Source organism: Caballeronia udeis (assembly GCF_044909315.1).
Lineage (GTDB): Bacteria > Pseudomonadota > Gammaproteobacteria > Burkholderiales > Burkholderiaceae > Caballeronia > Caballeronia udeis_A.
The window spans coordinates 36,551-56,837 of the sequence record NZ_JBIYEB010000042.1 but is presented as its reverse complement, the minus strand read 5'-3'; the positions used below and the strand labels follow the sequence as shown (position 1 = coordinate 56,837).

Here is a 20,287-nt window from a genome sequence, read left to right as displayed (position 1 = left end):
GAAGCAAACTACTACCGGCAACTCTCTAATCAAACTGTCCCAATGACAGCGTAACTTAAACCCAACAGCCTCCACGGAACCCGGGGCGGTTCAAATCTGGGTGGCGGCCTGCACGCAATCTTCACGTTGGAAAGCGGCTTCAACCTGAACAACGGTAAGTTCGCTGAGAACAATACGATCTTCAATCGCCAGGCGTTTGTCGGTCTGCAAAGCGACCAGTACGGTACGGTGACGCTCGGCCGTCAATACGACTCCGTAGTCGACTATCTGGCGCCGCTCTCGGAAGCCGGTGCAGGCTATGGCAATAACCTTGCCGCTCACCCGTTCGATAACGACAACCTCGACAATTCGTTCTCGGTCAAGAACGCAGTGAAGTACCAGAGCGCGAACTACGGCGGCGTGAAGTTCGGCGGCCTCTACGGCTTCAGCAACGCCGCCGGCCAGTTCTCGAACAACCGTGCGTGGAGCGCAGGTGCGTCGTATGACAATGGCCCGCTGAGCATAGCAGCCGCTTACCTGCAACTGAACAACTCAGGTAGCAATAACGTGGGTGGCGCCGTGTCACAAGGCGACGGCACGGCAGCGATCGCCGCACAACAGCAACGCACTTATGGCGCCGGCCTCAACTACGCTTACGGCCCTGCTAACGTCGGCCTCGTGTACACGCATACACAACTCGATGGCATCACCGGCGTGAACGTTGGCGGCACGACGCTGCCAGGCGTGGCAGGCACAAACCTCCATATGGACAACTACGAAGTGAATGGCCGTTATGCGCTGACGCCAGCCATGAGCCTCGCCGCTGCTTACACTTTCACCGACGGCAAAGTGTCGGGTTCGAACGGTTCGGGCGATCCGAAGTGGCAGACAGTGTCGCTACAAGGCGATTACTCGCTGAGCAAGCGTACCGACGTGTACCTCGAAGGCGTGTATCAGCACGCATCGGGGGAACTCGGCAACTTCGGTGCGAACGTTGCTTCGATCAACACGCTGTCGCCGTCGTCAACTGCCAATCAGACAGTCGTCGCGGTGGGCATGCGTCACCGCTTCTAAGATGATTTAACATTGGTACATGCGCGCATGAAACGATCATGCGCGTTTTTTTTGCGGCTGTAAATGTCGCATCTCCCCGCGCGACGAACCTCTCGTCATGCAACCGAAAACCCCGAAATTTATTTCCACCGGTTCGTGAACCGATGCATCTTGGCGCTTGGGAAGACGGCTTCGAAACCATCATGTTGCCCGCCCATAGCAGTATCGCGATGAAGGGAAACAGGACATACGGGCAGGGATGGCCGAACATCTCCTGAAATGGGAAAATTGCGTCCGCGGTGCACCCATTCCAGCGAAGATTCATGAGACCAACGCCGCACTTGTATCGACGCCGTTCGACCAGTCTGACGATCAATCAGTGCGCCTGATGACGTGCTGTTCCAGTGCCTACAAGTCGAGAACGAGTCTCGCGCTTTTCGACCGGGAGCAGCACACTGTCATACGGTCATTGCGAAGATGTTCCGCATCCGTCAAAAATACATCCCGATGATCGGGTTCACCCTGTAACACTCGCGTCAGACACGTTCCGCAGACCCCCTGTTCGCAGCTGACTTCCACAGCGACACCGGTTTCGCCCAGAACCTCTACGATGCTTCGATCCGCAGGAACCGTGAGGACCTGACCCGTGCTGCGTAGCTGTACTTCGAAGGATCCGTCTGCAGATGTGATGTTTGACGTTGACCCAGCGAAGAACTCTCGATGCAGCCGCGCTTCTGGCCAACCCCTTGCGCGCGCACTCTCCAGGACATATCCAATGAACGGCGCAGGCCCACAGACGTATACGTGCGCTTCATCGGCCGAGCTTCCCAATGCCTGCCCGATCTCAAGCCGTTGTTCAGGAGGCCCGTCATCAAGATGAAGATGCACATGGGCTGAAAATGACGATTGCGCCATGCGCCGGACAAAGGCGGCACGAGCTATCGTGCGCACGCAATAGTGCAACTCAAAGGGCTTTCCCGACTCACTGAGATCTTCGGCCATGGCCAGTATCGGTGTCACACCAATTCCGCCGGCAAACAGGATGGTGCGGCTTGCGGTGGGATCAAGCGCGAAGTGGTTGCGCGGCGCTCGGATCCGGATTGTATGACCGACCTGAATGGTGTCGTGCACAGCGTGTGAGCCCCCGCGTGATGACGGCTCCAGGAGCACGCCGATCACGTAGCGACGGCGCTCGCGCGGACTGTTGCAGAGCGAATATTGTCTTGTCAGGTCAGCTGTGACTTCAACATCGATGTGTGCGCCAGCAGTGAACCCGGGGAGCTCCCTGCCCTTCCTGTCCGCCAGCTCAAGACGGACAACGCCATCCGCCTCGATCTCCTTGACCGCAACGTCTACCTCAAACCACGACTCATTCATTCACGACGCTCCGTCAGTACCCCGCTATTCGCCTCGAGATCCAGAAGCCGTTCGCGCGCCCTTCGCACCCGCATTGCGCCTGCGTCGCACGTCAGCAGCACCGGTTTCATTTCTTCCAGCGCGCGACCGCCCATATGCTTCTGAACGCTGGCGATCATTGGTTCATCCTCCGTCGCGAACGCCTGACGGATAAACTTTGCCAGCTCCTGCGTCATGGCATCGTCGTCGCGACGATAGTTGCGAAAATGTATGAAGAAGTAGTAACACTGGGTGGCGCTCGACGGAGTCAGTACCTGCAAGGAGTCAATCTGAGCGCCGTGATAACGTCCCTGTCCGGCTGGTGCGTGCCCGGATGTGAGATAGAAGTTCGCCGGCGCATCCCAACAGATGTCCAGCCAGTAATCGACCAGGTCGTCCTCCGAGCACGCACCTGACATGGAAAAGGATGGTGCTGGCTTTGTATTTGGCGCCATCCGCAGGCACCATATCGAGTCGCCTTCCTCACGCACTTCGGTCTGACCAGGGACGAGGCCTTCAGAACCCAGGGTAGTTTTGTGCGTAAAGGCAACGTGACTGAGATCCATCAGGTTGTCGGTCATCAACTCATAACTTAAGGGCATCTCCATCGTTTGCCCGCAGGTATACGTAAATAAGTCGGGTTGATTTAATTCCGGGTAACGGACAATAGTGGATTCATCCGCGAGTTCGGCTGCGCCCATCCAGATCCAGACGATCCCATCGCGCTCCGCCACGGGATAGCGCCTGACACAGGCGGCCTTGGGAATAGTCTCGCTGTGAGGATTGTGAACACACTGCCCCGAAGGGGCGAATCGCAGACCGTGATAGAGGCATTCGATGGTGTCGCCAACCACTTTGCCCATGCTAAGCGGAGTGAAGCGGTGCGGGCACACGTTTCGCAGAGCTGCCACGTCGCCCTCGCGGGTACGGAACAAAACGACCGGTTGTTCGATGATGAGCCGCGCGAGAGGCTCTTGCAAGACATCCGCAGACCACGCGGCAAAGTACCAGATGTTCTGTAAAAATCGCGTATTCGGCTGCCCGCTCTCTTTCAAATCCGAACGGACAACTTCGCGTTGTATAGGGCTCTTCTGTGCGATGGACATCACGCTGTCTCCCATTTTCATCTATTCGAGCAAGGAAGCGTCCGCTGCGTTCCAAGCTCTGTTCGGACAAATTTCGCCGGTCAACCCTCTATATCCATACTAAGACTGTGTCCGACCGCATGCTTATCGGATCGTCCAGCGCATTGCCTAGGACTTTCCCGGAGTCCTTTTGTGTTTCACACTGTTCTCTTCGCATAGGTCTCAGCAGCCGCGTAGTCGCCACGCACCCGGAGTTTTCGGTTACGTTCTGAAAAAACTGGACGCTGAGATAAAGAGGAACGGTGGCGATACCACATACTCATGCCCAGTATCTATCGGAGGTCGCGTGCCGCATTCCCCCCAAGACAACAAACTTGTACTTACCCGCGTCCGACGCTTACGCGGGCAAATCGATGCGCTTGAGCGGGCATTGGAGGGCGGTGCTGAGTGCGCGCCGGTCCTACAGCAGATCGCCGCAGCGCGCGGCGCGGTCAATGGCCTGATGGCCGGCGTGCTCGAGAGCCATTTGCGCGAGGAGTTTTCTAACGCAATCAACCTCGATGGCGACGCCAACGCATCGATCGAAGGCGTTATCGATCTCGTACGCACCTACCTGCGGTGATGATGCACGGCCCGGCCTGTCCAGATACTCATATTGCTAGTGTTCGTCATCCAATCGAGAGAGCTGACATGAAATCACGTGCTGCAGTTGCATTCGTGCCAGGAAAACTCCTGGAGATCGTCGAGATCGATGTTGCACCGCCAAAAAAAGGCGAAGTATTAGTAAAAATCACCCATACGGGCGTATGCCATACGGACTCCTTCACACTGTCGGGCGACGACCCGGAGGGTCTGTTCCCCTGCGTGCTCGGGCATGAAGGCGCAGGTGTCGTCGTGGAAATCGGCGAAGGCGTGACGTCTGTCAAACCCGGCGATCACGTGATCCCGCTTTATACAGCCGAGTGCGGCGAATGCCTGTTCTGTAAATCCGGTAAGACGAACCTGTGTGTAGCCGTGCGTGCGACCCAAGGCAAAGGTGTGATGCCCGACGGTACAACCCGCTTCTCCTATAACGGCCAGTCGATCTACCACTACATGGGCTGTTCAACATTCAGCGAATACACCGTGGTCGCCGAGGTCTCGCTGGCGAAGGTAAACCCCGCTGCCAACCACGAACAGGTTTGCCTGTTGGGGTGCGGCGTGACAACGGGTATCGGCGCAGTGCACAACACCGCGAAGGTTCAGTCGGGCGACAGTGTCGCCGTGTTCGGACTTGGCGGAATCGGTCTGGCGGTAATTCAGGGAGCGCGCCAGGCCAAGGCCGGGCGCATCTTTGCGATCGACACCAACCCTTCGAAGTTCCACCTCGCGAAAGCCTTCGGCGCTACCGACTGCGTAAACCCTAAAGACCATGAAAGGCCGATCCAGCAGGTGATCGTCGAAATGACCGGCTGGGGCGTCGACCATTCGTTCGAATGCATCGGCAACGTCGACGTCATGCGTGCCGCGCTGGAGTGTGCGCATCGTGGCTGGGGACAGTCCGTGGTCATCGGCGTCGCGGGAACCGGTCAGGAAATCTCGACGCGTCCGTTCCAACTGGTGACAGGCCGTACCTGGAGAGGCACCGCATTTGGTGGTGTAAAGGGTCGCTCACAACTACCGGGCATGGTGGAAGACGCCATGCGAGGTGACATCGAGCTTACCCCATTTGTCACGCACAGATTGCCACTTGATCAGATAAACGAAGCATTCGACCTGATGCACGACGGCATGTCGATTCGCACCGTGATCAACTACTAAGACACGACCGTGCGCAGTCACCGGTGCAGCGTTATTGCGTCGATTCTTATTCTGAAAACAAGGGAGAAGTCAAAATGAGTACTGTGGCAATTCACCCTTCAGTAGACGCCGGTGTCAAAAAGGGTGCACCCGGCTTCGCCGGCGGTACGCTCCATTGTAATTGCCGGAATGATAAAGTCGAAGTCCGGGTAGACAGTAACGTGGCACACAACCATGCTTGTGGCTGCACCAAGTGCTGGAAACCCGTGGGGGCAGTTTTCTCAGTGGTAGGAGTGGTTCCGCGTGACAAGGTCGAAGTCACGGCTCATCCGGAAAAGCTGCAGGTGGTCGACGAGAAGGCAGTGATCCAGCGCCATGCCTGCAAGGGGTGCGGAACGCACATGTATGGTCGAATAGAGAACCGCGACCATCCTTTCTACGGTCTCGACTTCGTGCACACCGAACTGTCCGACGACGACGGCTGGGAAGAGCCACGTTTTGCGGCATTCGTCTCATCGGTGATCGAAGGCGGCGGTGCAAAACCGGAACAAATGGACGACGTTCGAGCTCGGCTTACCGAGCTTGGACTCGCACCACACGACGCACTCAATCCTCCACTAATGGACGTGATAGCCACACACATCGCCAAGCGCAGTGGTGTGCTGAAGTAGAAAAAACCGGGGCGGATCGTTCATACCGATCCGCCCGTTTACAGGAATCGCAATGGAAAGGATAGAACACCGTGCCTGTTTTGACGGATGGCAGGACGTATACCGGCGCGAGTCCCCCTCGCGCGACTGTTCTATGAACTTCCCTGTGTTTTTCCCGGCGCTATCCGGGAAGAAACTACCCGTACTGTACCCGCTCGCAGGTCTTACTTGCACAGAGCAGAATTTCTCCACGAAGACTAAAGCTCAACAATACGCAACTCGACATGGCGTTATCATAGTCGCACCAGACACCAGCCCTCGCGGGGAGCAAGTTGCTGACGACATGGGCAACGACCTTGGAAAAGGCGCGGGCTTCTACGTCAATGCAACCCAGAAACCTTGGGCAGCCCACTACCGAATGTACGACTATGTTGTTACGGAACTGTCCGAATTACTAGAATCGGAATTCCTAGCGTCAGAAGTCCGTTCCATAAGTGGTCACTCAATGGGCGGTCATGGCGCGCTCGTGCCGCAGTGCAATCCGGGCCGTTATTCCAGCGTCTCGGCGTTCTCCCCGATCGTCGCACCTTCCCGGGTGCCGTGGGGCGAGAAAGCGCTCGAAGCCTATCTGGGTCCGGACCGTACGACATGGAGGCATATGACGCGTGCGACCTCATCAGGTCCACGGCAGGGAAGCTTCCGCTACTGGTTGATCAAGGCGCTGCGGACGAATTTCTTGAGACTCACCTCAAACCTAATCTGTTACAAGGTTCCTGTGAAGCCGTCGGTCATCCCCGACACTTAGGCTCAATCCCGGGTTTAACCATAGCTACTACTTCATCACTACCTTCATTGGCGATCATATTGCGTTTCATCCCAAGCGCTCCATGGATAGTCGATTTACACCCTCAGCACTGTCGGGCGGACACATGGAGACGACGCCGTTCGCAGTGCACCCAATACATCATTGACCTGTTCTGGCGCCGATTAGTTACCTTCAAATCTTATAAAGAATTCGAGCATCACCTTGTTAAGTGACATTCGAGCAGATGCTTGAAGCGGTCAAGGGACACGAGGGAACCGACGACACTTGGGTCTTGTTGCTTAGCCCACGTCATCACTAGGTCTTCGCTTTTCGCTAGCATCGCTGTCGCGGAAAGATACAACCGACAGGAGAAGGTATATGGCTTTCGACGAGCGAACCCTCAATGGGATGAGCGTGCTAGCTGCAGTGGCAAGTAGCGGCAGCTTTGCTTCCGCCGCTGAAGCGTTAAATATGTCGCAACCCGGGGTCAGCCGTGCGATCGCTCGGCTCGAGGCCCGACTTGACGCGCGTCTGTTCGATCGTCATCCTCGTTCTGTAACCCTTACCGACGAGGGGCGGCGCCTTTACGAACAGGTGGTGCCACTACTCACTGCACTGGAAGAGGCCGCTGCATCAACTGCCTGCAGCAAGGAGACGGTGCGTGGACGTCTGCGGGTGAACGTTCATCCTTTCTTCTCAAACCTTATTCTTGGTCCGCGCCTGAGCGAATTCCTCAAAGCCTATCCCGAGCTGAAGCTTGACCTTGTCACGCGCGACCAACTCGGTGATCTCATTTCTGAGGGCTTCGATCTGGCGATCCGCTTCGGCGAGCCCAAGTCCTCTTCCATGATAGCTCGCAAGTTGCTCAAGACACGAATACTCACGGTGGCATCGCCTTCTTACCTGAAAGAGCATGGCCGTCCGCGTAGCCCCGATGAGTTGCGCGGCTCCTCACATATTTGCCTGAACTATCGGAATCCGGAGACAGGTCTCCCATTTAAATGGGAGTTCCATCGCAATGGCGAGGAAATGGAGCTCTACCCCGAAAGCCGATTAATGGTTAATGACGCAGGTACGATGCATGCGGTATGTCTGGCCGGATACTGTATTGCTCAAGTCATGGAGCTCGGCATTGAAGGCCTTATTGCAAGCGGGCGACTGATCAATCTGTTTCCCGACTGGTGCGACGAACGCTGGCCTCTCTATGTGCTGTATCCCTCCCGAAATCATATGCCCGCGAAGACCAACGCATTCCTCGACTTTATCTCGTCGATCGTCGGCAACCCCCGTTGAAACCGCTATGTCCGTGCGACGCTTCGAGCAGAGCTCCTATCCGTGCCTTACATATTGAAAAATGTCACGGCCGGAACTGGAAAGACATTGTGATCAAAGCTCTGACGCACTGAACATACTCTTTTTGAGAACCGGCACAATAGTATTGTCGAACTGCGTGCCTTCTTCCAGCCAGTCGCAGAACGTCTTCACCACAGGATCATGCTGGCGATCCTGGCAAAGAATAATGGAGTAGTTCTCCTGGCGCCTGGTCCGATTTTCGAAGGGAATGATCATGCGCCCGGCGGGGAGATCGGCTTCGATCAAAGATCGATGGCCCATCGCGACATCGAGCCCATCAGTTTCGGCCTGCAATACAAAATAAAGATGTTCAAGGCGAAGTGATTTTCGCCAGAACCAACTAAACACAGCGTCTTAAATAATGCAGCATAATCTCCGTAGAACTTCATTTGGTCCGATCCAGCGCCGGAAACAGGCCTCGACGGCCGAGAGGACTTCGGCGAGCGTGGCGAAGTACCGGTTATGCAGCGCCAGACGCCTTGTCAGCTTCCAGACCCGTTCAATAGGTGCCAGTTGCGGGCTGTATGGCGGGAGGAACAGCAACGTCAGGTCCCTCCTGTATTTGTGCAGCCTTGGCTTGAGCATGTTGGCATGGTGGTACTTGGCGTTGTCCAGCACGACGACGATGCGCTTGCCACGACGTCGATGACGCAGTAGCCGGCGCAGAAAGGACATGAACGTTTCTGCGTTGAAGATAGGGCACACCTGCCAGACGAAGCGCCCGGTGCTCAGGCTCACGGCGCCAAAGCACGCCACCGACTTGCGCGTGGGCGCGTGCATCAACACCGGATCGCGAACCTCCGGGGCCACCCACATGCGACAGCGCGATCCATGCTGCTGGAAATGGCATTCGTCCAGGCTCCATAACTCAACGTCGTCGCGCTTTGCCAGGCGCCGCAGTTTTTTTTACTGTCGCAACCCGTACGGGATCAGACTGGGCGACTTGCGGGCGCGGTTTGCGCAGCCGAAAACCCATCTGGCGAAACAGCCGCTGGCACTGTCGCACGCCCAGCTCGATGCCGTAGCGCTGACGCAAGTGCTCCGACAGAACGGGTCCATCCCACAGGCCCGCTTCAAATCCGAAGTCGCGTGGTGTCTTGCGCAGGTCAGCCTCAATGCGAGCCCATTGCGATTCATCCAACGTACGCGGACGTCCGGGCCGCTCACCTTCCCGTAATCCCTCGAAGCCGCCGCGCTCGAAACGTTGGACCCATCGCTGAACGGTCGTGGCCGCCTGACCGAACAACTGGCCCACTTCAGTGCACGAGTAACCGCTGCTTACCAGCAGCACCCCATGGAGACGATGGTCATACCGCGATTCCTCGCTCCGTTCGATCTCCTGTTGAATCGCAACCTGCATGATCTGCGGGTCTGCAATTTCGAGCTTGCGCATGGTCGCCTCTCCAAAGAGTAACCACGTAATCATATAATGCTGCAGTATTTATGTCGCCATGTTTAGCTAGGCCAAAACTCTGAAAGCCAGTCCGTCCACGCCGTCGGCCTTGCTTATCAATGCTACAGCGTGTGCCGGCTCAGGTCCGCGATGCGATCACAATCGACGCCAGCGCGGAAGGAATAGTCGCAAGATTGAGGCGTCCCTGATCCGTTATCTACACTGTCTGTGGCGCGGTACGTCGGGCGCACCGCGCTTTTATGCCGCGCTTCGTTTCCGTTTCGGTGAAATCGCGGTTACGTGTCCCTGCAACGCAGCTGGAAACGTTGTGACGCCCACGTCCTCTGATGCCGTTTGTTTGTATTCCAGAGCAGCGTCGATCAAATCCGCGGCGTCGACATCCTTCAGACCCGACAAACGTACGCGCGGCTTTGTTGGCGCGTCAAGCGCAACCCCGCAGGGCATCCGGCAACTGCCGAGGCAATGGACCATCATCACGGTCATCCCCTGACCGGTCAGCCTTTCTTTGATTTCGTTATACAGAAACAATCCCGCCGCTCCGGTGTGTGGTCGGTCTCTCGGGCAGGTACGACAGATTGCGACGGTATTCGACTGGCCGTGCTCGCTCATATCCCGGATAACGACCTGACATTGTTCTGGGCTCTCGTGCGTGGTGAGCATGACACTGTCTCCTGACTTTATCTTTTCGAGGAATCCTGTGAACAAATTCTAGAAGTATGGCCGATCGCATGCTTATCAGAGCGTCCCATTGCGTATCTAAGAATCCAACTCTGTGACTGGGGTTTCCCTGAACTCCAATGTACTTTACAAATTCCCGTTCTATCGCCGCCTCCCTCTATCTCAAGTTGCAGATTTTTCGTGGTTAAAGCGAGACTCCCGACCCATGAAAGGTGCACGAAATTATCTGTGTATCAATATAATCCAAATACTATGCATACCAAATTATCTGACACAACGATCAATCTCAATGCACGATTATTGATTGCGATGCCATCCTAACACTCATCGTTATGCACGAATTGTGGCGTCACTTTCGGATAGATGGATTTCCTGCCTTGGGACGGTGATATATCGAGGAACTGTCGCGCATCGTAGCGTCGGGCGAATCGGTAACTGCGCCCCATGCCGAAATGCACTCCCGTAGGCAAGCTCTAAGTTCCGCGAACTGCACTCCAGGCGTCCGGCCTCTCGGAGGACCAAACCGTGGATTCAATTGCACGCTGCTTGATACCTACATGCAGTCGCGCAAGTTCCATTCGATCAGTCGTCATGGCGAGAGGCGTTCCGCATCCCGTTCCACCCCATGGATATCGATCGCCAAGATCAGCGTGACAACTCGATGCTCATCAGGCGTCAACATCTCCGGGTGATATTGCTGGAGTTCCCTGAGAGCATGTAACAATCGACTCGTGGCAAGCACGGTCGGGGAAATAATCGGCCATGCACTCATGAGGTAAACAAGCGGTATTACGCTTCTTCCCTCGCACCATCCATCAAAGAGAGAGATGCAGAGCCTTTCAAGCCGATGGAATTGCATATCGACAACGAGCTCGTCAGCGATTTTTGACATGACGACCTATGTTTGCGGCGGCAGCAGCCACCGAACCAATTGAACAGCCAGAATTGAGAACCCAGCAGCACAAACCCCTACCCAGCCCCATTGACCCCAGACCCACCCGACCACGGCGCCTCCTCCACTACCGGAAAAATTGTACGTCATGTAGGCTGTCCGAATATGGACATGGATGATTGAAATGACCTTCAGAGCATGATCCCGATTTTTGACTGACGTCAGCAAGGTCCACGCCAAGGTCCATGAAAAGCAATCCAACGCCATCACAAAGAGGCAAGCGCGGCCGAACCAAAAGATGCCAAATGCTCCAATGGTCAGCGACATCATTGAATCGGTCACATTGCGTCCGCTTCCCCGATTCCCAGGTCTTTCAATGACGGGGCTTAGCAAAGCGGAGCCTGTGCCGACGATGTCGTTTAGCCAGACAGTACCCGGTCTAAGCTTGAAGGGCGACTCCAAAGCAAGCTGAATGAGGCAATACCATGAAATCATTAGATAACCGAATAATTTTGCCCAAAGAATGCAGCGATCCCGTAAAATCTTCTGCCTGATGAGTAACGCCCGCGCGGTCCGAAGCAAATCAACATAGCTGTCCCAATAGCGAGGCTCAACAACGACGAAGGTTAGATTCAGCACTGGAGCCATCAGCCGGTCCGCGAATACGCAAACGTGAGTCAACACCATAGCCTTAGAACAGTTTCCACACGCTCTCTCAGGGCGACATGCCGTCTCGAGCGATTCGGCTGTTTGCGTACAGGGTGCTCATCGATGTCGGACACCAGCCTGAAACGACTGGATCTGGATAGGTGAGGCATGTCCAATGCTTTTTCAGAGCTACCGAACTTGCCAACCGCAACGAAGGCACATATCAAAGACAGGAGTCCCATCTCATCGTCACTTTTCGTCCAAAAAGACGTCAATGCACAGTTCGATGGGGATCGAGCAACCACACGGAATTTCTCGCATGTCAGACACTGCCCGACCTGCCGCAAGTAATGTAGCGGGCGAAACTCCAGATTTCGTGCGCTTACGGACGCGCGTCCCACATGGTTGCTCCATGATGCGAAAACAGTGTGTTGGTTTAAGGCTTCGCGGCCCCCTGGTCCCCAGACTCTGAGTTCACGCTGGTTACACCACCATAGGAGGTCTGCGGATCTCCGCCTGCTGCGTTGCCCGCATGAATCTTGGCCTCGGCGGCCTGAATGTCTGCCGGGTAGTATGGGCTGGACTTGTTCGGATGATATCCTGCGTTTTCGAGAGCTATCAGTTCAGCACGTACCTGAGCACGCGTGATGGGGGCACTATTTTCCTGGGCGCTCGCAAGTACAGGCAGAACCACCGTGAGACCAATAACCAGATTGCGGATGTTAACGATCATTTTCCTGCTCCTGTGTATCAACGAAAGTTTGAATGAGTGAAAAAAGGCTGCGTCGCAGAATTTATTAACTGCCTTTCCTCGATGCGCATTTCCTTAACCAGTCCAACGCAGCGACATTCCGTGGATATCCAGTTACGTCAGGTTCCACCCTCTATTTTTCGCACTCGCTGAACTTAATGATATTTTCAGCAATACCAGCCAAGACTTCTACGTACGTCAGGTCATGTCTGTCATAACGTCGTGGCATCGCATCCCCACACAAGTCGTCGGCGAACGTGTTCACCGCTGCATTGGGAAAAATCAGCTCATCCTATGGCAGTCGGGTTATCTCATAGGGCGAACGACAGTGCGCCGGCCATTGAAGGCCGGCGGTACAGCTGAGCCAGCTCGATTAGCGCGTCGTGGAGGGCTGTGTGCCTTCAGTCGAAGCCTGGGTCTGCGCAAGTGCATCGCAACGGTCATCACCACAGGCCTCCCACCCCCCGCCAAGCGACTTATACAGTGCCACAGCGCGCACGTTAATATCCGACTCAGCCTGCGCCAGATCGTCCCCTGCAGCGAGTTCCACCCGCTCGGCATCAAGCAGTTCCAGAAAGCCTGTCGATCCCTCTCGGTAGCGGACACGCGCGAGATCCGCTGCGCGGTGACTCTGCGCAAATTGATCGATCAGTTTGCCGACCCGCACATGAGTTTCGTTGTAGGACGTGACTGCGCTGTCAATGTCCTCGATCGCGAGAAGAATGCTTTGCTCGTAAGCGGCCTGCGCAGCGTCCGACCGTGCTTGCGCGGCATGCAAATTCGCACGCACGCGCTGTACATTCAAACCATCCCACGTAATGCCCGGCATGATCGACCATGCCTGCGAGCCCGCTGTCATGAAATCCGTGCCGTGGCTCGAGAGAAAGCCGAGAAACCCGCTCAGTGAGACGTGCGGATAGAAGTCGGCCTTCGCAACGCCAATACGCGCCGTCGAAGCCGCCAGCCGACGCTCCGCTTCCTGGACATCGGGTCGACGTGCAAGCACATCCCCTATTGGCCCCATCGGCAGGCTTACGGCAATCGGTTCGGAAGTGCGCGACGACAGATCGACGCCAAGTTCGCCGGGTCGCTTGCCAAGCAGCACCGCGAGCCGGAACTGTGCAGTCTGCTCGGCGATCCGGAGGTCTGGCAACTGTGCCTCCACCGCACTTAACCGCGCGCCCGCGCTTGCGACATCCTGTTCCGAGCCCGTGCCAACATTCGCCTGCGCCTGCACGAGACGCAGCGTCTCCCGGAGCGTCCCGATGTCATTCTCGACAATGGCGATTCGTGCCTGTGAACCGCGCATAACGAAGTAGTTGCGTGCCACTTCGCCGATGACGGAAACTTGGGTGCCACGCAATGCCGCCTGCTGTGCATCGCGTTCTGCTTTCGACGACTCCACTTCGCGCCGAATGCCACCGAATAGGTCAAGTTCCCAACTGGCGTCGAACCCTGCGCGATACACGTCGTAGCTAACCTGGTCCGTCGTTATCCCCGGATACTGACCATAGGCGCGCGCGAAGCTCGTCCCGGCGGCCACGGTTGGAATTTGCGCCGACTCCGCGCCGCTCACGAAGGCTCTCGACTCACGAAGGCGTGCCTGTGCAATGCGCAGATCGAGGTTATCGAGTGCGGCCATTTGTATCAGGGCATCGAGCGTCGGATCTCCAAACTGCTTCCACCATTGTGCCTGGAAGGTCCCGTTGTTCTCACGCATCGGATCGACATTGAGCAGCTTCGGTACCGTTGGCGTCGCCGCGTGGTAGTCGGGTCCGACGGACACGCACCCCGCGAGCGTCAGTGCAAGTAGAATTCCTGCACCGGCCGAGAAAGGATTCAGCCTATTCATCTCAATGTTCCCCGAGAACCGGCGCGCTTTGGATAGCCTTGCTGCGGCGCGCCTCGCACCGTTCCACGAACCCGCGTACCAACACAAAAAAAAGCGGCGTATACATCAGTCCGAACGCCGTAACGCCCAGCATCCCCGCGAAGACGGCCACACCGATCGCATGTCGCATCTCCGCCCCCGCGCCGTGGGCCAATACCAGTGGAACAACCCCCATGATGAACGCCACGGATGTCATCAGGATCGGCCGTAGACGTAGCCGCGCGGCTTCAAGCACTGCCTGCTTGCGGTCCATGCCGCGCCCTTGTGCGTCGCGCGCAAATTCCACGATAAGAATTGCGTTCTTGCACGCGAGGCCGACCAACACGATCAAACCGATCTGCGTGAATATGTTGTTGTCGCCGTGTGTAAGCCACACGCCACCAATAGCTGACAGCAGTACCATCGGTACAATCAGGACGACCGCCAGCGGGAGCGAAACGCTCTCATACAGGGAGGCGAGTACGAGGAACACCAGCAGCACGGACAAAGGAAATACGAGTACGGCCGTATTACCTGCAAGGATCTGCTGGTACGTTAGATCAGTCCATTCGAAAACCATGCCTCTCGGCAGATTCTCTCGCGCAATGCGCTCCATCGCATCCTGCGCCTGTCCGCTGCTGTAACCCGGTGCGGCGCCACCATTGATTTCCGCGGTGGGATAGCCGTTGTAGTGCATCGAGCGCTCCGTCCCGACGGTGCGCTGCACTGACACGAACGAGCCAAGTGGCACCATGGCGCCCGACGAGTTGCGGACCTTCAGTTGCCCGACGTTTTCGAACGTGCGCCTGAAATCCGGTTCGGCGGAGAGATTCACCTGATACGTGCGGCCAAAACGGTTGAAATCGTTGACGTAGAAGGTGCCCGTGAATGCCTGAAGCGTGTCGGCAACGTCCGTCATGTCGAGACCTTCCATCTTCGCCTTCTCACGGTCTATGTCTACCCGGACTTGCGGCACGTGTGCGTCGAAGCTCGAATAAAGCGGGCTCAATGCTGGCTCCTTCGCGCCAAGCGCAATGAGCTTATCAAGCTGGCGTTGCATTTCCGCCGGACCATACCCAGCGCGATCTTCAATCTGCATCCGGAAACCGCCCGTCTCGCCCATGCCGTCCACCGGCGGCGCGGGTACGACGCCAATGCTGGCGCCAGGGATAGCCGCATACTTCTTGTTCAGTGCAGCAATGATCGCGTCGGCCGACAGAGACGGATTCCTCCGTTCCTCAAACGGCTTGAGAAGAAGGAAGATCACGCCTGAATCGCTACTGTTCGTGAGCCCATTGATCGACAGACCTGGGAATGATGCGGAGCGCCACACACCAGGTTCGTGAGCTGCGATGTCACTCATCTCACGCACGACACCTTCTGTGCGGTCGAGCGACGCGCCGCTCGGCAACTGGACAAATGCGAGAATGAGCTGTTTATCGAGCGCCGGTACGAAGCCAGTGGGCACTCGCATGAAGCCGACCGCCGCGAGCACAATCAGACCGCCATACACCACGAGCGCGATCGACGAACGGCCCAGCACCCGACTCACACCGCCGACGTAACGACCCGCACCAGTCACGAACAGTCGGTTGAACGGTCTGAATAACCAGCCGAACAAGCGGTCAATCCATACCGTAAGTGGATCTTTAGGCGCGTCGTGAGACTTGAGCAGTAGTGCGGCAAGCGCCGGGCTCAGCGTCAGGGAGTTGAACGCAGAGATCACCGTCGAGATAGCGATCGTCAGCGCGAACTGGCGATAGAACTCGCCGGTGAGCCCACTGATAAAAGCGGCCGGTATGAACACTGCACACAGCACGAGTGCCGTAGCAACGATCGGGCTCGTGACTTCCCGCATCGCGCGTCGACTCGCTTCCTTCGGACTCTGTCCCAGCTCGATGTGCCGCTCCACGTTTTCAACCACGACGATCGCATCGTCAACGACAATTCCGATCGCCAGCACGAGCCCGAACAACGACAGAGTATTCAGCGAGAAGCCGACCACGTCCATGACAGCGAACGTGCCGATCAGCGATACGGGCACCGCAATCAACGGAATGATCGATGCGCGCCACGTCTGCAGGAAGAGAATCACGACAAGTATTACAAGCGCAATTGCATCGAAAAGCGTATGAACGACCGCTTCGATTGACGCGCGCTCGAACTGCGTATCGTCGCGTATGATTCGAAAGTCCAGCCCCTCCGGAAAATTCGCCTTCAGGCGTTTCATTGTCGCCATGACTTCGTTCGACGTCTGGATCGCGTTGCTACCTGGACGCTGGAACAGCACAATACCAGCAGCCGGATCGTTGTCCAGCAAGCTGCGCTGCGCGTACAGGTCCGCGCCGAGTTCGACGCGCGCGACATCGCCAAGATGTACGACGCCCGTGTCGCCACTGCTACGCAAGATGATGCGGCGGAACTGGTCTTCGGAAACGAGACGCCCCTGTGTATTCACATTCAGTTGAAATGCATCATCTGTATGCATCGGGGGAGCGCCGAGGGTACCCGCTGCCACTTCAACGTTCTGTTCCCGAATCGCTTTTATGACGTCTGGTGCCGTCAGTCCGCGTTGTGCCATGCGTTGCGGGTCCAGCCACACGCGCATGCTGTATTCACCCGCGCCAAAGATCTGCACGTCACCCACGCCATCGAGACGGGACAATTCGTCGCGAATGTGTGTGCGAGCGTAATTCGAGAGATAGAGACCATCATAGCGATGGTTCGTCGACACCAGATGCACTACCAGCGTGACCTCCGGCGAACTCTTCTGGGTTGTCACGCCGAGTCGCTGAACCTCATCGGGTAGGCGCGACAACACCTGCGCGACCCGGTTCTGCACTTGGACCTGCGCTGTATCAAGGTTGGTGCCGAGTGCGAAGGTAACTGTCAGCGCAAGCCGTCCGTCACTCGTCGCTTGCGACGATGTGTACAGCATGTGTTCGACGCCATTGATCTGCTCCTCAAGAGGCGTGGCCACCGTCTGCGCAATCGTCTCAGGACTTGCTCCCGGGTAGTTCGCCTGCACGACAACGGTCGGCGGTACGATATCGGGATACTGGCTGACGGGCAGCATCGCGAGCGCAATGGCACCAGCGATCACGAACAGAATCGACAGAACACCAGCGAAGATCGGTCTGTCGATAAAATAGTTGGCTATGCCTTTCATGGCTAGAGTCTCGATGAGGCGGTTATCGCGCAGCCAGCGCGGTCGCGTCAGATCCGGCGACGGGCTTGGCTACGCTTGCGAGTTCGGCTTTCTCACGGTCGTTGAGGTCCGTATCCATTGAGACGGTGACCGGCTGTACCACCATGCCCGGTTGGACATGTTGCAGGCCATCAACGACCACCCGCTCGCCTGGCTGAATACCGCTTTCGACGACACGCAGGCCGGCAAAGACCGGGCCTGTCGACACCTTGCGGTAGATGATCTTGCTATCTGGTCCGACCACGTACACAAACTGATTCCCGAGATCAGTTCCCACTGCCGTATCCCTCAGGAGGATGCGAGGCACCGGATGACTTTCCTGAAGCCGGATCTGCGCATAGAGTCCTGGCGTGTACGCACCTTGGGCATTTGCAAATACAGCTCGAAGGCGAATGGTTCCCGAGCCAGAGTCGAGCTGGTTATCAACGAAATCCAGATGTCCGGGGTGTGTAAAGTCGTGCTCATCCGCGAGCGCCATTGCAACTTCAGGCACGTTATGACCGTTGTCGCGAAAATGCTGGAGCGTAAGGTAGCTCTGCTCGTCGACGTCGAAATATCCGTAGATGCGGTCGACGCTGACGACGCGGGTCAGGACCGCATCTGGCGTGACCAGGTTACCTGCGGTGATCATCGCATAGCTGACCTTCCCGTCGATCGGCGCGCGCACTTCTGTGAAGCTAAGATTCAGTTGCGCCGCGTCGAGTTGCGCGCCGGTAGCAAGCGCCTTCGACCGAGAGGTGCTTGCCGCAGTGTCAAGTTGCTCCGACCCTTCCTGCGAAATCGCACTCTGCGTGAGCAATCGCCTACCTCGCTCCGAATCGGACCGGGCTTGCGCTGCCTCCGCCTTGGCCTGCGCGAGTTCCGCTGCCAGGCGGTCTACCTCGGCGCGATAAGGACGCGGATCGATCCGAAACAGTACGTCGCCTTTGTGCACCCGGGCGCCTTCCTTGAACAGCACCTCATCCACGTATCCGCTTACTCGTGGCCGTACGTCAATCGTGTCGACGGCCTGCAACCTGCCAGTGAATACCTGACGGTCATCCACCTGAAACATACGGGCTTGCGCTACCGTTACCTGAGGTGCGGGTGTGGGTGCGGCATTCACTGAATCGGACGCAGCGGATGCATGCGTTTTAAGCAGTAGAACACTGCTTCCGACGACAACCAGCGTTATGATCTGTAGTACGAATCTCTTACGTTTAGAGAAATGCGTCGTTAGTTGAGACATTACTTGACCCTCATCGATATGAAAATATCGTTACATCGTTGGACTGATTGCCATCACGAACTCACATGCATTCTGGCCCGACGAATCGGCCTTTTCCATAGCACAGATGGCATTTTTTCGATGCCGTAACGGCATGAATGCGCCGATGTGCACCGCAATCCCGGACGCATCTCGTGCGGAATAAAAATAAAACTGGAAAAATCGACCTGGAGCGGGTGCAGGTAAAACACATGTCGCCACGGCCTCGACGATGCTTCGTGCAGCGACCTGCGCGACATATGACTGACACGGAAACCACGCCGCGATGTCGTCTGGATAACTGCTCAATGCTTCTATACAGTCTCTAGCTGCCGAGTCGCTTCCGATACGCAACGACAGTTGTCGTCACGATCTTCAATATCCATACGGCATCGGCTACGCAATAGCATTCTCGTCGTCACACACCACGCAGGAGTGCGTGGATCTTCTCACCACCCGATCTCGAACACCGCTCGCACCTCGCCATGGCCAGACACTGAGTCCGGATTAGCCCGCGTTTCGAACAAGCTCACGCAGCACGATATCTAAAGGCACGCGCCCAATTCGTGTTTCAGTCCGACGGCCGTCGAACTTCAGCCAGCCTTCGTTGAAGCCATCGAGCATTTGCATGCGCGGGCCAGGATTCTTCATGCCTTGCGCGCGAAACATTTCCTCCCACGCGTCTCGGGGAATCAGCTTCGGCCGGACCTCCCGTCCCAGCAGCCGATCAAAGGTCTTGGCGATATCATTCGGGCTAATGCGCCTGTCACCTTCAAGTTCGATGATCCGAAGACCGTCCCACTCTTCCATGAGTGTTTCTGAAATCACGCGTCCAATATCGGCCGTTGCCACCATGGGAATCGTCCGGCCAAGAGGCTGAAGAAAGGAGGGAATCTCCCCGCTTTCACGTGCAGGCTCAACATCACATAAGGCGTTCTCCATGAACCACGCAGCACGCACGAACGCGACCGGCATCGGGAGCTTGCTGAGCGCTTGCTCCAGATAGCTAACCTGCGTAAGCAGGCTTGGTTGCGGCACATGAACCCCAATGGTCGACAGGCAGACGACCTTGCCAGGTTGTGCGGTTACAATCGCGTCGTGCAAAGACGAAACGATTTCGTGCGCTTCTGAAAAATCCGAAGACGGATCGAAGTTCAGGGGCAACATCACAAAGACGCCTTCCGCTCCCTGGAACGCCATCGCCAACGCTTGCGTATCCCGCAGATCAGCGAGCGATACCTCGTACCCCTCCTCCCGCAACGTCGACGACTTGTCTGGATTTCGAATGACGGCGCGAACGTCACATCCGTTTGCGAGAAGCAGCCGGGCAGCAACGCCTCCTACCTGGCCAGTGACTCCAATAAGAGAAAACATAGTGGACCCCTTGTAGCTAGAACTGCATCAAACTCGGTGTTTCAACATTCTCGTTCTTCTTTCATCAGATTAGGACCGCCATCACGTCATACCTTCCATAACGGTAT

At 56.6% G+C, this 20,287-nt stretch carries 17 protein-coding genes and 2 pseudogenes; 6 read left to right on the top strand and 13 right to left on the bottom strand.

Annotated elements, in window-relative coordinates; all coding sequences use genetic code 11:
• Positions 1-75: 75 nt before the first annotated feature.
• Positions 76-1,053 (top strand): annotated as a pseudogene (locus ABH944_RS40410) (porin); the annotation flags it as partial.
• 387 nt (positions 1,054-1,440) lie between these two features.
• Here the strand turns inward: ABH944_RS40410 and ABH944_RS40405 are convergent.
• On the bottom strand, positions 1,441-2,409 hold the full coding sequence (locus ABH944_RS40405; RefSeq protein ID WP_404614164.1) for a PDR/VanB family oxidoreductase: 969 nt from the start codon (positions 2,407-2,409) through the stop codon (positions 1,441-1,443).
• Positions 2,406-3,533, bottom strand: a complete 1,128-nt coding sequence (locus ABH944_RS40400) for a Rieske 2Fe-2S domain-containing protein (RefSeq protein WP_404614162.1) — start codon at positions 3,531-3,533, stop codon at positions 2,406-2,408. Before ABH944_RS40400 ends, ABH944_RS40405 begins: the two co-directional genes overlap by 4 nt.
• 325 nt (positions 3,534-3,858) lie before the next feature.
• Between ABH944_RS40400 and frmR the strand changes: the two genes are divergently transcribed.
• The 5 genes and pseudogenes from frmR (at position 3,859) to ABH944_RS40375 (ending at position 8,039) form a co-directional block, all read left to right on the top strand.
• Complete coding sequence (gene frmR / locus ABH944_RS40395; RefSeq protein ID WP_404614160.1) at positions 3,859-4,134, top strand: formaldehyde-responsive transcriptional repressor FrmR; 276 nt, start codon at positions 3,859-3,861, stop codon at positions 4,132-4,134.
• 68 nt (positions 4,135-4,202) lie between these two features.
• Positions 4,203-5,312 (top strand): S-(hydroxymethyl)glutathione dehydrogenase/class III alcohol dehydrogenase, encoded by a 1,110-nt coding sequence (locus ABH944_RS40390; protein WP_404614158.1) that lies wholly within the window; start codon positions 4,203-4,205, stop codon positions 5,310-5,312.
• A gap of 74 nt (positions 5,313-5,386) precedes the next feature.
• On the top strand, positions 5,387-5,962 hold the full coding sequence (gene gfa, locus ABH944_RS40385) for an S-(hydroxymethyl)glutathione synthase (protein ID WP_404614156.1): 576 nt from the start codon (positions 5,387-5,389) through the stop codon (positions 5,960-5,962).
• Between the two features lie 52 nt (positions 5,963-6,014).
• Positions 6,015-6,912 (top strand): annotated as a pseudogene (fghA, locus tag ABH944_RS40380) (S-formylglutathione hydrolase).
• Positions 6,913-7,124: 212 nt separating this feature from the next.
• The gene (locus ABH944_RS40375; protein ID WP_404614154.1) at positions 7,125-8,039 is read left to right on the top strand and encodes a LysR family transcriptional regulator; all 915 of its coding nucleotides are present in this window, start codon (positions 7,125-7,127) and stop codon (positions 8,037-8,039) included.
• Between the two features lie 93 nt (positions 8,040-8,132).
• Here ABH944_RS40375 and ABH944_RS40370 read toward each other — a convergent pair whose 3' ends face one another.
• The 11 genes from ABH944_RS40370 to ABH944_RS40320 all read right to left on the bottom strand — a co-directional run bounded on the left by ABH944_RS40370 (position 8,133) and on the right by ABH944_RS40320 (position 20,180).
• The gene (locus tag ABH944_RS40370; protein WP_404614152.1) at positions 8,133-8,447 is read right to left on the bottom strand and encodes a LysR substrate-binding domain-containing protein; all 315 of its coding nucleotides are present in this window, start codon (positions 8,445-8,447) and stop codon (positions 8,133-8,135) included.
• A gap of 6 nt (positions 8,448-8,453) precedes the next feature.
• On the bottom strand, positions 8,454-8,957 hold the full coding sequence (locus ABH944_RS40365) for an IS630 family transposase (RefSeq protein WP_404614172.1): 504 nt from the start codon (positions 8,955-8,957) through the stop codon (positions 8,454-8,456).
• Between the two features lie 10 nt (positions 8,958-8,967).
• Positions 8,968-9,492 (bottom strand): IS630 family transposase, encoded by a 525-nt coding sequence (locus tag ABH944_RS40360; protein WP_404614150.1) that lies wholly within the window; start codon positions 9,490-9,492, stop codon positions 8,968-8,970.
• A 258-nt stretch (positions 9,493-9,750) separates the two neighbouring features.
• Positions 9,751-10,173, bottom strand: a complete 423-nt coding sequence (locus tag ABH944_RS40355; RefSeq protein ID WP_404614148.1) for a DUF1636 family protein — start codon at positions 10,171-10,173, stop codon at positions 9,751-9,753.
• A gap of 607 nt (positions 10,174-10,780) precedes the next feature.
• Positions 10,781-11,083 carry a hypothetical protein gene (locus ABH944_RS40350; protein ID WP_404614146.1) on the bottom strand — a complete coding sequence of 101 codons (303 nt, stop codon included), beginning with the start codon at positions 11,081-11,083 and terminating at the stop codon, positions 10,781-10,783.
• Between the two features lie 6 nt (positions 11,084-11,089).
• Positions 11,090-11,731 (bottom strand): hypothetical protein, encoded by a 642-nt coding sequence (locus tag ABH944_RS40345; protein WP_404614144.1) that lies wholly within the window; start codon positions 11,729-11,731, stop codon positions 11,090-11,092.
• Between the two features lie 436 nt (positions 11,732-12,167).
• Positions 12,168-12,464 carry a DUF4148 domain-containing protein gene (locus ABH944_RS40340; protein ID WP_404614143.1) on the bottom strand — a complete coding sequence of 99 codons (297 nt, stop codon included), beginning with the start codon at positions 12,462-12,464 and terminating at the stop codon, positions 12,168-12,170.
• A 391-nt stretch (positions 12,465-12,855) separates the two neighbouring features.
• Positions 12,856-14,334 (bottom strand): efflux transporter outer membrane subunit, encoded by a 1,479-nt coding sequence (locus ABH944_RS40335; RefSeq protein ID WP_404614141.1) that lies wholly within the window; start codon positions 14,332-14,334, stop codon positions 12,856-12,858.
• A gap of 1 nt (position 14,335) precedes the next feature.
• Positions 14,336-17,521 carry an efflux RND transporter permease subunit gene (locus ABH944_RS40330; protein ID WP_404614139.1) on the bottom strand — a complete coding sequence of 1,062 codons (3,186 nt, stop codon included), beginning with the start codon at positions 17,519-17,521 and terminating at the stop codon, positions 14,336-14,338.
• A gap of 22 nt (positions 17,522-17,543) precedes the next feature.
• The gene (locus tag ABH944_RS40325; protein WP_404614137.1) at positions 17,544-18,788 is read right to left on the bottom strand and encodes an efflux RND transporter periplasmic adaptor subunit; all 1,245 of its coding nucleotides are present in this window, start codon (positions 18,786-18,788) and stop codon (positions 17,544-17,546) included.
• A gap of 525 nt (positions 18,789-19,313) precedes the next feature.
• Positions 19,314-20,180, bottom strand: coding sequence for an NmrA family NAD(P)-binding protein (locus ABH944_RS40320; protein WP_404614135.1), 867 nt, complete (start codon positions 20,178-20,180; stop codon positions 19,314-19,316).
• Between the last annotated feature and the right edge of the window lie 107 nt (positions 20,181-20,287).

Coding starts and splice junctions, on each gene's coding strand:
- ABH944_RS40405 (WP_404614164.1), bottom strand. CDS start 2,409: ATGAATGAGTCGTGGTTTGAGGTAGACGTTGCGGTCAAGGAGATCGAG.
- ABH944_RS40400 (WP_404614162.1), bottom strand. CDS start 3,533: ATGTCCATCGCACAGAAGAGCCCTATACAACGCGAAGTTGTCCGTTCG.
- ABH944_RS40390 (WP_404614158.1), top strand. CDS start 4,203: ATGAAATCACGTGCTGCAGTTGCATTCGTGCCAGGAAAACTCCTGGAG.
- gfa (WP_404614156.1), top strand. CDS start 5,387: ATGAGTACTGTGGCAATTCACCCTTCAGTAGACGCCGGTGTCAAAAAG.
- ABH944_RS40375 (WP_404614154.1), top strand. CDS start 7,125: ATGGCTTTCGACGAGCGAACCCTCAATGGGATGAGCGTGCTAGCTGCA.
- ABH944_RS40360 (WP_404614150.1), bottom strand. CDS start 9,492: ATGCGCAAGCTCGAAATTGCAGACCCGCAGATCATGCAGGTTGCGATT.
- ABH944_RS40355 (WP_404614148.1), bottom strand. CDS start 10,173: ATGCTCACCACGCACGAGAGCCCAGAACAATGTCAGGTCGTTATCCGG.
- ABH944_RS40350 (WP_404614146.1), bottom strand. CDS start 11,083: ATGTCAAAAATCGCTGACGAGCTCGTTGTCGATATGCAATTCCATCGG.
- ABH944_RS40345 (WP_404614144.1), bottom strand. CDS start 11,731: ATGGCTCCAGTGCTGAATCTAACCTTCGTCGTTGTTGAGCCTCGCTAT.
- ABH944_RS40340 (WP_404614143.1), bottom strand. CDS start 12,464: ATGATCGTTAACATCCGCAATCTGGTTATTGGTCTCACGGTGGTTCTG.
- ABH944_RS40335 (WP_404614141.1), bottom strand. CDS start 14,334: ATGAATAGGCTGAATCCTTTCTCGGCCGGTGCAGGAATTCTACTTGCA.
- ABH944_RS40330 (WP_404614139.1), bottom strand. CDS start 17,521: ATGAAAGGCATAGCCAACTATTTTATCGACAGACCGATCTTCGCTGGT.
- ABH944_RS40325 (WP_404614137.1), bottom strand. CDS start 18,788: ATGTCTCAACTAACGACGCATTTCTCTAAACGTAAGAGATTCGTACTA.
- ABH944_RS40320 (WP_404614135.1), bottom strand. CDS start 20,180: ATGTTTTCTCTTATTGGAGTCACTGGCCAGGTAGGAGGCGTTGCTGCC.